Origin of the sequence: Kitasatospora sp. NPDC058032, from assembly GCF_042885845.1 — a bacterium.
Taxonomy (GTDB): domain Bacteria; phylum Actinomycetota; class Actinomycetes; order Streptomycetales; family Streptomycetaceae; genus Kitasatospora.
Genome location: NZ_JBHVRK010000019.1, coordinates 22,042 through 36,108, shown reverse-complemented (window position 1 = coordinate 36,108; position 14,067 = coordinate 22,042). Strand labels below are relative to the sequence as shown.

At 73.9% G+C, this 14,067-nt stretch carries 14 protein-coding genes and 1 tRNA gene; 8 read left to right on the top strand and 7 right to left on the bottom strand.

The features are described 5' to 3' along the window. Positions 1-23: 23 nt before the first annotated feature. From ACFVUH_RS26790 to ACFVUH_RS26760, 7 genes are all read left to right on the top strand, one after another. A complete protein-coding gene (locus tag ACFVUH_RS26790; protein WP_355366939.1) occupies positions 24-647 on the top strand; it encodes an isochorismatase family protein in 624 nt (207 codons plus the stop codon). Beyond that, positions 644-2,599, top strand: a complete 1,956-nt coding sequence (locus tag ACFVUH_RS26785; protein WP_387915761.1) for an anthranilate synthase family protein — start codon at positions 644-646, stop codon at positions 2,597-2,599. Before ACFVUH_RS26790 ends, ACFVUH_RS26785 begins: the two co-directional genes overlap by 4 nt. A gap of 242 nt (positions 2,600-2,841) precedes the next feature. Then, entirely contained in the window at positions 2,842-3,678 is an 837-nt protein-coding gene (locus ACFVUH_RS26780; protein ID WP_355366933.1) for a PhzF family phenazine biosynthesis isomerase, read from the top strand. Next, positions 3,671-4,324: a phenazine biosynthesis FMN-dependent oxidase PhzG gene (gene phzG, locus ACFVUH_RS26775; RefSeq protein WP_387915760.1), complete on the top strand. Its 654-nt coding sequence runs from the start codon at positions 3,671-3,673 to the stop codon at positions 4,322-4,324. The genes ACFVUH_RS26780 and phzG overlap by 8 nt, the downstream gene beginning before the upstream one ends. Before the next feature lie 53 nt (positions 4,325-4,377). Then, complete coding sequence (locus ACFVUH_RS26770; protein WP_355366927.1) at positions 4,378-4,860, top strand: PhzA/PhzB family protein; 483 nt, start codon at positions 4,378-4,380, stop codon at positions 4,858-4,860. Positions 4,861-4,911: 51 nt separating this feature from the next. After that, entirely contained in the window at positions 4,912-5,583 is a 672-nt protein-coding gene (locus tag ACFVUH_RS26765) for a hypothetical protein (protein ID WP_355366924.1), read from the top strand. A 23-nt stretch (positions 5,584-5,606) separates the two neighbouring features. Beyond that, on the top strand, positions 5,607-5,777 hold the full coding sequence (locus ACFVUH_RS26760; protein WP_387915759.1) for a hypothetical protein: 171 nt from the start codon (positions 5,607-5,609) through the stop codon (positions 5,775-5,777). A 156-nt stretch (positions 5,778-5,933) separates the two neighbouring features. On the opposite strand, the gene ACFVUH_RS26755 is transcribed toward ACFVUH_RS26760, so the two are convergent. The 7 genes from ACFVUH_RS26755 to ACFVUH_RS26725 form a co-directional block, all read right to left on the bottom strand. Continuing rightward, complete coding sequence (locus ACFVUH_RS26755) at positions 5,934-7,118, bottom strand: hydroxymethylglutaryl-CoA synthase (protein ID WP_355366922.1); 1,185 nt, start codon at positions 7,116-7,118, stop codon at positions 5,934-5,936. Positions 7,119-7,121: 3 nt separating this feature from the next. Then, a complete protein-coding gene (locus ACFVUH_RS26750; protein ID WP_387915756.1) occupies positions 7,122-8,183 on the bottom strand; it encodes a hydroxymethylglutaryl-CoA reductase in 1,062 nt (353 codons plus the stop codon). After that, positions 8,180-9,271 carry a type 2 isopentenyl-diphosphate Delta-isomerase gene (fni, locus tag ACFVUH_RS26745; protein WP_387915754.1) on the bottom strand — a complete coding sequence of 364 codons (1,092 nt, stop codon included), beginning with the start codon at positions 9,269-9,271 and terminating at the stop codon, positions 8,180-8,182. The genes ACFVUH_RS26750 and fni overlap by 4 nt, the downstream gene beginning before the upstream one ends. Next, a complete protein-coding gene (locus tag ACFVUH_RS26740) occupies positions 9,268-10,422 on the bottom strand; it encodes a phosphomevalonate kinase (protein ID WP_387915752.1) in 1,155 nt (384 codons plus the stop codon). Before ACFVUH_RS26740 ends, fni begins: the two co-directional genes overlap by 4 nt. Further along, positions 10,419-11,477, bottom strand: a complete 1,059-nt coding sequence (mvaD, locus tag ACFVUH_RS26735) for a diphosphomevalonate decarboxylase (RefSeq protein ID WP_355366910.1) — start codon at positions 11,475-11,477, stop codon at positions 10,419-10,421. Before mvaD ends, ACFVUH_RS26740 begins: the two co-directional genes overlap by 4 nt. Continuing rightward, the gene (mvk, locus tag ACFVUH_RS26730) at positions 11,467-12,504 is read right to left on the bottom strand and encodes a mevalonate kinase (RefSeq protein WP_387915750.1); all 1,038 of its coding nucleotides are present in this window, start codon (positions 12,502-12,504) and stop codon (positions 11,467-11,469) included. Before mvk ends, mvaD begins: the two co-directional genes overlap by 11 nt. A gap of 143 nt (positions 12,505-12,647) precedes the next feature. Continuing rightward, positions 12,648-13,559, bottom strand: a complete 912-nt coding sequence (locus tag ACFVUH_RS26725) for an aromatic prenyltransferase (RefSeq protein ID WP_387915749.1) — start codon at positions 13,557-13,559, stop codon at positions 12,648-12,650. A 401-nt stretch (positions 13,560-13,960) separates the two neighbouring features. On the opposite strand from ACFVUH_RS26725, the gene ACFVUH_RS26720 reads away from it, so the two are divergent. Next, positions 13,961-14,033 (top strand) — tRNA-Lys (locus ACFVUH_RS26720). Positions 14,034-14,067: the final 34 nt, after the last annotated feature.

Here is a 14,067-nt window from a genome sequence, read left to right as displayed (position 1 = left end):
GCATCACGCAAAGAACCGGAGCCATGACCGGCATACCCCCCATTCCGTCCTACCCGTTACCGGCCGAGGGCGACCTGCCGCCGGCCGTCGTGTCCTGGACCGCCGAGCCGCACCGCGCGGTCCTGCTCGTCCACGACATGCAGCGGTACTTCCTCGACCCGCTCCCCGACGACCCGCGCACCGAACTGGTGCGCAACGCGGCCCGGCTGCGCGACCGCTGCGCCGCCCTGGGCGTCCCGGTCGCCTACACCGCCCAGCCGGGCGGCATGACCGACGAGGAGCGCGGACTCCTCAAGGACTTCTGGGGCCCCGGCATGCGCCCCGCCCCGGAGGACCGCCAGGTGGTGGACGCCCTGGCGCCCGCCGAGCACGACTGGCTGCTCACCAAGTGGCGCTACAGCGCCTTCTTCCGCACCGACCTGCTCCAGCGGATGCGCGACGCCGGCCGCGACCAGCTCGTGCTCTGCGGCGTCTACGCCCACGTGGGCGTGCTGGCCACCGCCGTCGAGGCCTTCACCAACGACATCCAGGTGTTCTTCGTCGCCGACGCCACCGCCGACTTCTCGGCGGAGTACCACCGCTCGGCGCTCACCTATGCCGCCGAGCGCTGCGCCCGCGTCACCACCGTCAAGGGGCTGTTCGCATGACGCACAGCCCGCACAGTCCACACCGCCCGCACGGCCGGGGCGCCGAGCACGGCGCTCCGGACCTGCTCCGCGAGGTGCTGGAGGGCCGTCCGGAGGCCTTCGCCCTGCTGCACCGGCCGGGCGCCGCCGCCGAGGGCGGCCCGGTGGTGGAGGTGCTGACCGGCTCGGTCGCCCTGCCCGCCGTGCTCGCCGACATCCCGCTGCCCGCGGCCCCGGAGCCCGGCGCCGGGGAGCGGCACGAGGTGCTCGTGGTGGTCCCCTACCGGCAGCTCGCCGAGCGCGGCTTCGCAGCCGCCGACGACGGGACGCCGCTGGTGGCGATGACCGTCACCGGCCAGCAGCGGGTGCCGCTGGCGGACGCGCTGGTCCGCCTCCCGGACGTGCCGACCACGCTCGCCGGCGGCGCGTTCGACGTCGGCGACGAGGCGTACGGCGAGGTGGTGAGCCGCATCGTCGAGGAGATGATCGGCACCGGCGAGGGCGCCAACTTCGTCATCCGGCGCACCTTCGTCGCCGACATCACCGACTACGGGCCGCTCAGCGCGCCCGCGCTGTTCCGCCGGCTGCTGGAGCGGGAGTCCGGGGCCTACTGGACCTTCCTGGTCCACACCGGCACCCGCACCCTGGTCGGCGCCTCCCCGGAGCGGCACGTCAGCCTCCGCGGCGGCACCGCGGTGATGAACCCGATCAGCGGCACCTACCGCTACCCGGCGTCCGGCCCGACCCTCTCGGGGGTGCTGGAGTTCCTCAGCGACCGCAAGGAGACCGACGAGCTCTACATGGTGCTCGACGAGGAGCTCAAGATGATGTCCCGGATCTGCGGGACGGGCGGGCGGGTGGTCGGCCCGTACCTCAAGGAGATGGCCCGGGTCGCGCACACCGAGTACCTCATCGAGGGCCGCACCGACCGCGACGTGCGGGACGTCCTGCGCGAGACGATGTTCGCCCCCACCGTGACGGGCAGCCCGGTGGAGAGCGCCTGCCGGATCATCCACCGCTACGAACGGGGCGGCCGCGGCTACTACAGCGGCGTCGTCGCGCTGATCGGGCGGGACGCGGCGGGGGAGCGGGTGATGGACTCCGCGATCCTCATCCGGACCGCGGACATCACCCCGCGGGGGCGGATCGGCATCGGCGTGGGCGCCACCATCGTGCGGCACTCCGACCCGGCCTCGGAGGCGGCGGAGACCAGGGCCAAGGCGGCCGGCCTGGTCGCCGCGCTCGACGGCGGTGCGAAAAAACGTTTCGCCGACCATCCGAGCGTGCTCCGAGCCCTGGAGTCGCGCAACGACTCGATCGCCGGCTTCTGGCTCGCCGACACCGAGGACCGCGCCTCGGCCCGGCCCGAACTCGCCGGGCGGAGCGTCCTGGTGGTCGACGCCGAGGACACCTTCACCTCGATGATCGACCAGGAGCTGCGCTCCCTGGGCCTGCGCGTCACGGTCCGCCGGTTCGACGAGGAGTACTCCTTCGAGGGCCACGACCTGGTGGTGATGGGGCCCGGGCCGGGCGACCCGCAGGAGGCCGCGCATCCCAAGATGCGCCATCTGCGCGGCGCGATCGACACGCTGCTGGCGGAGCGCCGGCCGTTCCTCGCGGTCTGCCTCAGCCACCAGGTGCTCGGGCTGCGGCTCGGGCTGCCGATCCGCCGCCGGACGGTGCCCAACCAGGGGGTGCAGAAGGAGATCGACCTCTTCGGCACCGTCGAACGGGTCGGCTTCTACAACACCTTCGCCCTGCTGAGCGCGGCGGAGGAGTTCCCCGCCCACGGCGTCGGCCCGGTCCGGGTCAGCCGTGACCCGGCGACCGGGGAGGTCCACGCGCTGCGCGGGCCCGGCTTCGCCTCGCTCCAGTTCCACCCCGAGTCCGTCCTCACCCGGGAGGGGCCGCGGATCGTGGCCACCGCCCTGTCCGGACTGCTCGGCCCGGCGAGGGTCCCCGACCCCGCCTGATCCGCCCGGGACCGCCGGGCCGGCGCATCACCCCCCCGTGCGCGCCGGCCCGGCTCCACGCTGCCCGGCTCCACCCGTGGCCGGCTCCACCCGTGGCCGGCTCCACCCGTGACCGGCTCCACCCGTGACCGGCTCAACCCATGGCCGGCTCCACGCTGCCCGGTTTCACCCTGCCCGCCGCGCCCGCTCTGCACGGCCGCCGCGGCGGTGCCCCGCGTTCCCAATGACGAGTGGGAGGACCCATGCACCAGTACGTCGTCGTCGACGCCTTCGCGCGCCGGCCGCTCACCGGCAACCCGGTGGCGGTCTTCTTCGGGGCCGACGACCTGTCCGCCGACCAGATGCAGCGCATCGCCCGGGAGATGAACCTCTCCGAGACCACCTTCGTCCTCGCCCCCCGGGAGGGCGGGGACCACCATGTGCGGATCTTCACCCCGGTGAACGAACTCCCCTTCGCCGGACACCCGTTGCTCGGCACCGCGATCGCCCTGGGCGACCGCACCGAGGCCGGAACGCTGCGGATCGAGACCGCGATGGGCGTCATCCCGTTCGAGCTGGAGCGGGAGGGCGGCCGGACCGTCGCGACCAGCATGCGCCAGCCGGTGCCGGTCTGGGAGCCGTTCGACCGGGCCGAGGAACTGCTCTGGGCGCTGGGGGTGAGCGGCTCGACGCTCCCGGTGGAGATCTACCGCAACGGCCCGCGGCACGTCCTGGTCGGCTTCGAGAGCGTCGAGGCGCTGTCCAAGGTGGACCCGGACCACCGGGCGCTGGCCCGGTTCCCGGACATGGCCACCAACTGCATCGCCGGTGCCGGGACCGTCTGGCGCAACCGGATGTTCTCGCCCGCGTACGGGGTGGTGGAGGACGCCGCGACCGGCTCCGCCGCCGGCCCGATCGCCATCCACCTGGCCCGGCACGGTCTCGGTGCCTACGGGCAGCGCATCGAGATCACCCAGGGCGTCGAGATCGGCCGCCCCTCGCCGATGGGCGCCCTGGTGCACGGCGAGGGGGACCGCGTCGACAGCGTCGAGGTCTCGGGCCACGGCGTCATCACCATCGAAGGAGTCCTGCATGTCTGACCTGTCGAGGCGTTCCGAGTCGCTGACCGGGACGGTCGTCGTCGACTTTCCGGAGTTCCGCACCCCGCCGGCCGAGCCGATGGGCCTGCTGAACTCCTGGCTGGCCGCCGCGGCCGGGCACGGGGTGCGGGAGCCGCGCGCCCTCGCGCTGGCCACCGCCGACGCCCGGGGCCGCAGTTCGTCCCGGATCCTGGTGATCAACCGGATCACCGAGCGGGGGATCGTCTTCGCCACCCACGCCGGCAGCCAGAAGGGCCGGGAGCTGGCGGAGAACCCCTGGGCCTCCGGCGTCCTGTACTGGCGGGAGACCAGCCAGCAGGTGATCCTGGCCGGGCCGGTGCGGCAGCTGCCGGACACCACCGCCGAGGAGCTGTGGGCCGCCCGGGCGGTGTTCACCCACCCGATGACCACCGTCTCGCAGCAGAGCCGGCCGGTGGAGGACCTCGAGCACTTCGAGGAGATCCGGGCCAAGGCGCTGGAGCTCGGCCGCCCGCAGCAGCCGCTGCCCCGCCCCGCGTCCTACACCGCATTCGAACTGGTGCCCGACGTCCTGGAGTTCTGGGCCGACGGCACCGACCGGCTGCACGAGCGGCTGCGCTACGACCGCACCGCCGACGGCTGGGGGATCAGCCGGCTCCAGCCGTGACCCCCGCGCGGAGCACCCTCCGCGCCGACCCCGCCCACCGCCCCGGAGATGTCATGACCTCGCCACAGATCTTCACCGACCGGCACGACCTGCGCGCCCGCAACCGGCGGGCCGTCGAGCAGTACCTGGAGACCGGCCCCGAGGCCCGGCTGCGCCGGTACACCCTCTACACCGAGGACGGCACCGCCGCCCTCTTCTACACCGACATCGGCCGGCCCATCGTGGTCACCGGCCGGGAGAAGCTGAAGCGCCACAACGAGCTCTCCCTCGAGGTCCTGCCCGACTGGCAGTGGTCCGACGTCCGGCTCTACGAGACCCAGGACCCGGACCTCATCATGGTCGAGTGCGACGGCGAGGGGACGATCCGCTTCCCCGGCTATCCCGAGGGCCGCTACCGCAACCACTTCATCCACGGCTTCACGCTGCGCGACGGCCTGATCGCCGCCAGCCGCGAGTACACCAACCCGATCGAGCACATGAAGTCGCTCGGCATCGAGACCCCGCACATCCGGCGGGACTGGATTCCCACCGACTGACCGGCCGGGCAAGGGAATCCGGGTGTCGCACGCACGCACCAAGGAGATTCGATGGAGTTCCACTCGTGTCCCAGGAACCACGGACGGGCGATCCCCGCCGCCGCCGGTTCCGTCCTCTGCGCCCCGTGCATCGGACAGCTGGAACGCACCCTGCGGGCGCTCCCGGAGCTGCACCGGGAGTGCCTGCACCACATCCAGTCGGAGCCCCGGCGGCGCAACCCCACCAGGGTCTCCGGGACCCGCCGCCGGGACCGGCTGAACCTGGCGGCGATCGACGCCCGCAACAACATCGTGGCGATCCTGGAGTCCTGGTCGGGATTCGCCGCCGAGCGGCTGGGCACCGAGCGGCTGGGCAGCGAGCGCCTCGGCGCCCAGCCGCCCGGCGCCGCCACGGGGATCCGCTCCGTGCCGCACCTGGCGCGGTTCCTCGGCCGTCACCTGGACTGGCTCACCGCGCAGCCGCCGGCCGCCGAGTTCGCCGACGAGATCGAGGAGCTGCGGGTCGAACTGCTCAACGCGATCGACCCCGAGGCCGCCGACCGCCCCGCGCCGTCCACCAGGGACTGCGTGGTGGACGGCTGCCCGGGGACGATCGACACCTCACCGCAGCAGCACACCGGGGGACGGAGCAGCATCGGCTGCTCGTCCGGACACTCATGGGGGATACGCGAATGGCTCACGCTACGGCATCTCATGGACCAGCGGCGAGAGGCGGCGGTCTGAGCCGTCCGCCCCGCCACCGGCTGGTGCCGACGAACGTCGCCGCGCTCGCCGCGGGCGTCTCGGAGGCGACCATCCGCAAGTGGGTCAGCCGGGGGAAGATCACCCGGTACGGGACGCCGGGCCGCTCGGAGTTCGACATCGAGGAGCTCACCGCGATCGCCCTGCGCCGCCGGCCCGGGCAGCTGAGCAGCTGATACCTGAGCAGCTGAGCAGCTGAGCAGCTGAAAACCGGGGCACCGGGGCACCGGGGCACCTGAGCACCGACAACCCCGCGGATCCGCTGCCGGGCGGGCGGCAACACCGCCCGTCAACGGATCCGCGGGTGCTCCGTGTCGGGACCAGACGCGCCGTCAGCGCCGCTCGTAGCGGCGCTTGTGCCCGCTGATCCCCGCCAGCCGGAACGGTCCGGTGGTCTGCTCCGGGGTCGGATGGTCGCCGCCGTCCGTCGGCAGGGACCGCAGGTGCAGCTCGCGGTAGCGGTCGTAGCCGATCGGCCGGCGCCGCTCGACCGCCGCCCGGTGCTCCGCCGTGCGCAGGTGCGCCCGGTAGCCCGGCACGACCGTCCCGGCGAAGAACTCCGCGACGCTGCCCGAGCCGTAGCTGAGGAAGCCCACCGAACGCCCGTCGAGCTCCTCCGCCTGGTCGAGCAGCGCGGCCAGGCCCAGGTACACCGAGGCGGTGTAGCTGTTGCCGATCACCTCGTTGTACGCGGTGGTCAGCCCCAGCGCCTCCTGGACGGCCGTCTCGTCGGTGTCGTACCCGGCGGAGTTCAGCAGGTGGCGGTGCGCCTTGTAGGCCATTCTGGTGAACGGCTGGTGGTAGCAGAAGGCGCTGAAGTCCTCCAGCGGCCGGCCGCCCTGCTCGGCGTAGTCCTTCCAGGTGCCCTGCACGGCCTGGAGGTAGGCGCCGATCGACTCCTGGCCGTCGACCAGCGCGGCGTCCCGGTAGTTCGGCCGCCAGAAGTCCATGACGTCCGCGGTGAACAGGCCCGAGGGCGGCTCGATCCGCACCAGCGCCGGGTCCGCGGTGACCAGCATGGCCACCGCGGCGGCGCCCTGGGTGGCCTCGCCGGGGCTGTCCAGGTCGTACTTGGAGACGTCGCTCGCCACCACCAGGACCTTCTGGGAGGGGTCGCGGTGGATCAGGCCGAGGGCGAACTGCAGGGCGGCGGTGGCGCCGTAGCAGGCCTGCTTGAGCTCGACGACCCGGGTCGCCGACGGCAGCCCGAGCAGCGAGTGGACGTACACCCCGGCGGCCTTCGCCTGGTCGATCGAGGACTCGGTGGCGAACACCAGGGTGCGGACCCCGTCCGCGCCGTGCCGGGCGACGATCGGGGCGGCGGCCGCGGCGCCCAGGGTGACGATGTCCTCGTCGGCGGCCGGCACGCTCATCGACCGCTGGCCGATGCCCACGTGGTACTTGCCGACCGGCGTGCCGTTGTGCTCGGCGAGCGCCGTGTGCGGCAGCACGAACTCGGTGGTGGCGAACGAGAGGTCGTGGATGCCGACCGCGGTGGCGGTGGTACTCGTGGACATGCGCTACACCCCGACCTTCTCCGTCGCCTTGCCGCGTTCCAGGTGGACGTGGGCGCGCATCAGCTCGCCCGGGTTGGTCTGCGCCGCGAGCAGCGAGAGCTCGCCGCAGAGCACGGTCGCCGCCGCGATGACGGCCAGCCGGCGGGCGTTCTCCCCCGGCTCGCGGTCGGCCCGGCAGCCGAGCCGGGCCAGGTTGCTCTCCACGAAGTCGAGCCCCTTGCCGTTGCCCACCGTGCCGACGATCAGGTTCGGCAGGGTGCAGGCGAAGTACAGGTCGCCGTCGCGGTCCTCGGCCATCACCACGCCCTGCGAGCCCTCGACGATGTTGGCCGCGTCCTGCCCGGTGGCCAGGTAGAAGCCCAGCAGCATGTTGGCGAAGTGGGCGTTGGCCGAGCGGATGCCGCCGGCCAGCAGGGTGCCCAGCATGTTCTTGCGGACGTTCAGCTGGACGACCTTCGCCGCCGTGGTGCGCAGCACGCCGGTGACCACCTCGCGCGGCACCAGCAGCTCGGTGACCACGTTCTTGCCGCGGCCCAGGATGCCGTTGACGGCGGTCGCCTTCTTGTCCGTGCAGTAGTTGCCCGAGATCGAGCCGTAGGAGATGCCCGGGACCGTCCGCAGCAGGTGCTGCAGCAGCACGTCGGAGGCGAGCGTCGCCATGTTGTGCCCGGAGGCGTCGCCGGTGGTGAACTCGAACCGGACGAACAGCAGGTTGGCGTTGATCTCGTGCCGGACGCCGACGAGTTCGGCGAAACGGCTGCAGCCGCGCACCACCTCCTTCAGCTCCTCGAAGCGGGCCTCGACGGAGCGGGCGGCGGCCAGCGCGGTCTGCGCGTCGGTCGCCTCGACCAGCACCGAGCGGGTCATCCGCTCGTCGACCAGGGTCGCCACGATGCCGCGCTCGGCGAGCATGGAGACCTTCGCGCCGCGGCCCACCGAGGGCCACAGCGGGGACTCGTAGGTGGCCAGCGGCACGTGCGTCTCGGTGCTGGTGACGTTCCCGGAGATGCGCACCGGTCCCACCCAGCGCATCGGGACGCCGGCGACGGCGTGTTCGTCGGTCATCGGGTGCCTCCCGTGAGGTCGTCGGTGGCGGCGGTGGTGGCGGAGCGCCGGGCGAACAACCCGGTGTCGATGCCGCGGTCGGCGCAGAACTCCCGCAGCGAGCCCTGGATCAGCAGGTCGCAGCGGGTGAGGTCGGCGGGGGTGGCCGCGCCGAGCATGGTCATCAGCGCCGCCAACTGGTCGAGCCAGGTGGTGAGCTGGTCGACCAGCGCGTCCACGCCCTCGTCCATCAGGGTGCGCAGGAAGGTCCCGGACGCCCCGACGCCGTGGGCGCCGAGCGCCAGCGCCCGGGCCACGTCGAGCGGGTGGCGCACGCCGCCGGAGGCCAGCACGGGCAAGTCCACGCCCTGTGCGTCCAGCAGGCAGGCGGCGGTGGACAGGCCCCAGCCCTCCAGGAAGGTGTAGTCGCGCAGGTCGCGCCGGCCGTTCTCGATCCGGGCGAAGTCGGTGCCGCCCCGGCCGCCGAGGTCGGCCACCCGCACGCCCAGCTCACGCAGCGTCAGGACGGTCTCCCGGCTGAGCCCGAAGCCGACCTCCTTGACGATCACCGGGACGTCCACGCCCGCCGCGATCTTGCCGATCTGCGGCACCCAGGCGGAGAACGAGCGGTCGCCCTCCGGCATGACCGTCTCCTGGACGGTGTTGACGTGGATCTGCAGGGCGTCGGCCGCCAGCAGGTCGACGGCGCGCCGCGCCTTCTCCACCGAGGCGGTGGCGTTGACGTTGGCCAGCACGAAGCCGTCCGGGTTCTCCTCGCGCAGCACGCTGAAGGTGCCGGCGCAGGACTCGTCCTTGAAGTACGCGCTCATCGAGCCGGAGGCGATCGGCACCCCGGTCCGCCGGGCGGCGATCGCGAGGTCGCGGTTGATCCGGCCGGTCATCTCGCTGCCGCCGGTCATCGCGTTGATGTACAGCGGGACCGGCCAGGAGACGCCGGCGAAGGTCGTGGCCAGGGACACCCGGGGCCGGTCGATGCCGGCCAGGGCGTGGTGGACGAACGACACCTCGTCGAACTGGTTGCGCCCGACGTGGCCGTGCTGCTGCTCGACCGCGAGCCGGACGTGGTCGTCCTTGCGTTGCGAGATCATTCCTCGTTCCCTTCCAGGGCGGGACGCAGGGCCAGGGGTCGTACCCCGGCCGCGGCCCACCGCTCCCGTAGCTGGTCGATGTCGGGCGACGCGTCCGCGGTCCCGCTGTCCGTGGTTCCGCCGTGCGCGGTGTCCAGCAGCGCGATGCCGCAGTCGCCGCCCCCGGCGCCCGAGGGCTTGGCCGCTCCGCCCACGGCCTCGGCGGCCTCGCACAGGGCGGTCAGGGCGGGGGTGAAGACGCCGAGCCCGACCGCGTCGTCGAGCCGGGCCAACTCCCTTCGGGCGCACCGGATCTGCTCCAGCAGACCCGGCCGGTCACCCTGTTCGAACGCCTCGGCGGCGGCCCGTACGACGTCCTCGGCGGCGGCCGTGTACCGCCGGTGGGCGGGTGTGCCGCGCGGGCCGCGCCGGTGCAGGCCGGACACCAGGTCCGCGGTGGAGGCCGGGGTGCCGGTCCAGCCGACCTCCAGGGCCAGCCCGGGGACCGGCGGCAGCCGGCGCACCGCGAAGCCGGGCCAGGGCTCGGCCAGCGCCCCGGCCACCCCCCGGCGGCGGGCCAGGTCGAGCACGGCGGTCCGGTCGGGCGACCGGTAGGCGATCCAGCCGCCCCAGGTGCTGGCGGCGAGGTCGCCGCCGGAACCCTTGGGGTCGAGCCCGGCCGAGGCCAGCAGGGCCAGCCGGTACCGCTGCTCGGCCGACAGCGCCAGGCCGGCGTACGCGGCCACCGCCGCGACGGTCGCCACGGTCACCGCGCCGCTGGAGCCCAGGCCGAACTTGACGCCGTCCTGGTGCAGCCGGCTGCTGATCGCGAGGTCCAACTCCAGCTCCGGTCGGCCGTGTTCGGCCAGCAGCCGGGCGACCGTCTCGACCGCGGCGACGACGTGCGCCAGCTCGCGCCGGGTCCGGGCCGGGTCCGCCGCGCCGACCGGGTCGAGCCGGCCCTCCCGCCACCGCCAGCGCACCGGCGCGGCGGCGAGGTCGGAGGAGAGCAGGACGCCCGGGCCGGCGGCGGGCTCGGTGACGGTGGCGGTGATGTGGCGGTCGACCGCCACCAGGATCGCCGCGCCGCCCGGCTCCACCACCGCGTACTCGCCCGCGACGAACAGTTTGCCCGGCGCGCGCCGCACCACCGGCGGGCGGGCGCCGTTCACGCGTCCGCGTCCGGGCTCGGGCCCAGCAGCCGGACGCCCGGCCCCGGCCCGGCGAGGTGCACCGCACCGTTGCCGACGGCCCCGCGCACCGCCGCGGCCACCCGCTCGGCGTCCGCGCCCCGGCAGAGCACCTTGACGTTCGGCCCGGCGTCCATCGTCGCGTACGCCGCCACCCCGGCGCGCCGCAGCTCCTGCACGGCGTCCAGCACGGTCAGCGTGGCCGCCGAGAGGTAGCGCACCGCCGGGCGCGCCGCCAGCATGGTGGCGTGCATCCCGAGCGCGTTGCGCTCGGCGATCTCGCCCACCGCGTCGAGGTCGGCGCGGTCCAGCGCCTGCCGCATCTCGACCAGGTCGGCCTGGCTGGACGCGGCCCACGGCCGGTACAGCGGCGAGGTGTCGACGGTGCGCCGCATCGCCTCCCGGCTGGACACCGCCTTGGGCCCGGCGTCGACCACCGCGACCACCAGCGCCGGGTCCAGCGCGCGCACCGGCACCGGCAGCGGCTCGGCGTACGAGCCGAGGTCGGGGTCGGCGTGGCCGGGCTGTCCGGCGTGCCACAGGGCGAAGCCTCCGAAGACCGACCGCGAGGCCGAGCCGGAGCCGCGCCGGGCCAGCCGGGACAGCCCGGTGGCGTCCAGGCCCAGTCCGTAGGCGGCGCCGGCGGCGGCGGCCAGCGCGGCGAACCCGCTCGCCGAGGAGGCCAGTCCGGCGCCGGTGGGCACGGTGTTGCCGGTCTCCACGACGGCGCGCAGCGGCAGTCCGGCGCGCTCGCGGACCAGGTCCAGGAAGGCGATCACCCGGCGCAGCGGCTCGCCTCGCAGCGGCACGCCGTCGAGCGCGACCGCGTCGTGCGCGGCGCCGGGGGCGAGCCGGACCCGGGTGGTGGTCGGGAAGACGTCCAGGGTCAGCGAGAGGCTGTCGGTCCACGGCAGGACGAGCCGCTCGTCCCGCTTGCCCCAGTACTTGACCAGCGCGATGTTCGGGTGCGCGACGGCGGTGGCGTCGCCGGCGGCGGCCGGGTGGTCGGGCACGGCGACGGGCTGCTCAACTGCCATGGCCGGCCTGCTTCCCGAGCGGGACGGACCAGGTCTGGACGGCGCCGGCGGCCAGCAGCCGGCGGGTGACCTCGGCGGCCTGCTCCGCGCGGGCCAGCGCGATGACGCAGCCGCCCATCCCGCCGCCGGTGATCTTGGCGCCGAGGCCGCCGCCGGCCAGCGCGGCCTCGACCATTCCGTCGATCCGCTCGGTGCTCAGCCCGCTGCCCCTCAACAGTCCGTGATAGTCGGTGAGTTGGGCGCCGAGCTGCTCCGGCCGGCCCTCGGCGAGCGCCAGCCGGGCGGTCTCGGTGAGCTCGGTGGCCCGGCGCACGAAGGCCGCCCGGGAGCCCGGACGGTCCTCGAAGCCGCGGCGCAGCAGCTCGACGGCGTCCTTGGTGCGGCCCGCGACGCCGCTGTCCGCGACGATGAACAGGCCCTCGCAGCCGATCGGCAACTCCTCGGCCCGGCCCGCCTGGAACAGCAGCGGGGCCTTCGCGCCGACGGCCATCGCGTCGACGCCGCTGGCCCGCCCGTGCGCCACGTTCTCGGCCGTCTGCACCAGGTCGAAGGCCAGCTGCGGCGACACCTCGCGCCCGAAGAGGTCGGCCAGCGCGTGGACCACCGCCCGCGCGCAGGCCGCGCTGGAGCCGAGCCCCCGGCCGACCGGGATCGCGCAGTCGATGATCACGTCGAGGTGCAGGGTGTCGGGCACGCCCATGACGGCCCGGAACTCGGCGGTCAGCCGGTGCAGTCCGTCGGAGGCCTGGGTGGCCTTCGGCCGGGCCCGGTCGCCGGTCATGGTGAGGGAGAAGTCGTCGGGGTCGGCGGGCGACTGCGCGGAGTACCCGGCGGTGGCGGTGACGGCCGGCTGCGGCATCGGGAGGGCGAGCGCCGGGGCTCCGTAGACCACCGCGTGCTCGCCCAGCACGATGGCCTTGGCGCGCGCCCGACCGGTGCCGACCGGCCGGGTCCCGCGCTGCTCCGACAGCCCCTCGGCTGCGGCGGGTAGGGACAACGAACTCAGCTCCCCGTGTCGTTTCTGCATGGAGATCGCTCATCCGGAGTTCTCGTGAGGAAGTGGATCCGGCGGCAGCCGGCGCCCGGCCACGTGCCGGGACGGCGAAGGGCCCGCCGGGGACCGAGGAGCGGTCCCCGGCGGGCCCTCGGCGGGCGCCGCCGCGGCGGGTCCTACTTCTCGGCGACGAGCATCTTCTCGACCGGGCGCCGCCACTGGTAGTACGACTGGATCTTGTGGTATTCGCCCTTGGGCGTGACCGTGACGCCGTAGACGAAGTTGCGGCCCTCGGTGCTGTACGGGGCCTCCTTCACCAGCCGCACGATCTGCGGGGCGACGGTGACCGGCAGCGCCAGCGGCTCGGGCGTCATCACCGAGTAGGTGATCCGCGAGATCTCCGGGGAGTCCCAGCTCAGCGTGGCGTACATGACGAACGCCTTCTCGTTGAACGCCAGCAGCTCGTCGCTGGGCGCGGGCAGGCCGAGCTCGCCGAGCAGCGAACGGACGCCGTCGGGCTCGAAGGTCGTCCGCGGCACCCGGCCGGAGGCGCCGCCGCCGAAGTAGAGGTTGACCGTGCGGCTGCCGTAGTCGATGCCGACCGTGCTGACGATGTCGGCCAGCCCGTAGCGCTCGAAGGTGTCGAGGTGGGCCGCGATGCTCTCGGGCGCCGACGGCAGCGCCATCACCTCGCGGACCGTCAGCAGCCGCTCGATGGTGGGGAAGGACCAGGCCTTGGTGAAGCCGGCGCGGACCCCGAAGTCGACGCCGCAGCTGTCGATCGGGAGTTCGCCGTGCACCTCGGCCAGCAGCCGGCCGACGGGGTGGTCGGTGGGCTCGGTCAGGCCGTTCGCCAGCGCGACGGCGTAGGGGTCGAGGCCCCGGGGGAGCATGGTGAACCGGCAGTCGAGGTCATCGGCGCCGCGCGGGCTGTTCTGCACCCGGAAGGAGATCACCGACTCCTCCAGCACGTCCTGGTAGGCGGTGAGGACCGGCCAGACCGTGTCGCGCTCGAAGGGCACCTCCACCACGCGGGCGGTTCCCTCGATGGCCGTGTAGAAGTTCTCCAGGAAAGCGCTTTCCGACATTCTTCCTCCACCTGTCCAGTCGTGGCGTGCGTGTGTGGGGCGCAGCGCGTCGCGGGCCGTGCGGCGGTGCGGACGTGCGAGTGCGGCGCGTGCGCGGTCCTCCCCCCGCGCACGCCGCGGCTCGGGCGGGTGGCGGACTACCGAGGGGGAACCAGTGCTCGTGTCGGCCGCGGACCTGGTCCGACCTGCGCGGACCGGCGGCTGTGACACTCAACCCCCGCCCCCGGAACGGGTTTTGGGCAGGGTGGGCGTGCAGAAATAGTGACACGCGCCCGGCTCCGGGCCAAGCCCGCGCAAAAGTGACCTGGGTCACGCCCGCCCGTGGCCCGTCCGCCGGCCGGTCCCCGGGCCCGTATTCGGCCGCACCGCACGGTCCGGTCTGGCATGATGTCCACGGTGTAGGGGTGCTAGCTCAATGGGTAGAGCAGCGGACTTTTAATCCGTAGGTTCAGGGTTCGAGCCCCTGGCGCCCCACCGGTGCGAAGGCCCGGGTCGGACCACCTCCGAC

Excerpts from the sequence above, each read along its gene's own strand:
- ACFVUH_RS26790 (WP_355366939.1), top strand. The coding sequence starts at position 24 with ATGACCGGCATACCCCCCATTCCGTCCTACCCGTTACCGGCCGAGGGC.
- ACFVUH_RS26785 (WP_387915761.1), top strand. The coding sequence starts at position 644 with ATGACGCACAGCCCGCACAGTCCACACCGCCCGCACGGCCGGGGCGCC.
- ACFVUH_RS26780 (WP_355366933.1), top strand. The coding sequence starts at position 2,842 with ATGCACCAGTACGTCGTCGTCGACGCCTTCGCGCGCCGGCCGCTCACC.
- phzG (WP_387915760.1), top strand. The coding sequence starts at position 3,671 with ATGTCTGACCTGTCGAGGCGTTCCGAGTCGCTGACCGGGACGGTCGTC.
- ACFVUH_RS26770 (WP_355366927.1), top strand. The coding sequence starts at position 4,378 with ATGACCTCGCCACAGATCTTCACCGACCGGCACGACCTGCGCGCCCGC.
- ACFVUH_RS26765 (WP_355366924.1), top strand. The coding sequence starts at position 4,912 with ATGGAGTTCCACTCGTGTCCCAGGAACCACGGACGGGCGATCCCCGCC.
- ACFVUH_RS26755 (WP_355366922.1), bottom strand. The coding sequence starts at position 7,118 with ATGTCCACGAGTACCACCGCCACCGCGGTCGGCATCCACGACCTCTCG.
- ACFVUH_RS26750 (WP_387915756.1), bottom strand. The coding sequence starts at position 8,183 with ATGACCGACGAACACGCCGTCGCCGGCGTCCCGATGCGCTGGGTGGGA.
- fni (WP_387915754.1), bottom strand. The coding sequence starts at position 9,271 with ATGATCTCGCAACGCAAGGACGACCACGTCCGGCTCGCGGTCGAGCAG.
- mvaD (WP_355366910.1), bottom strand. The coding sequence starts at position 11,477 with ATGGCAGTTGAGCAGCCCGTCGCCGTGCCCGACCACCCGGCCGCCGCC.
- mvk (WP_387915750.1), bottom strand. The coding sequence starts at position 12,504 with ATGCAGAAACGACACGGGGAGCTGAGTTCGTTGTCCCTACCCGCCGCA.
- ACFVUH_RS26725 (WP_387915749.1), bottom strand. The coding sequence starts at position 13,559 with ATGTCGGAAAGCGCTTTCCTGGAGAACTTCTACACGGCCATCGAGGGA.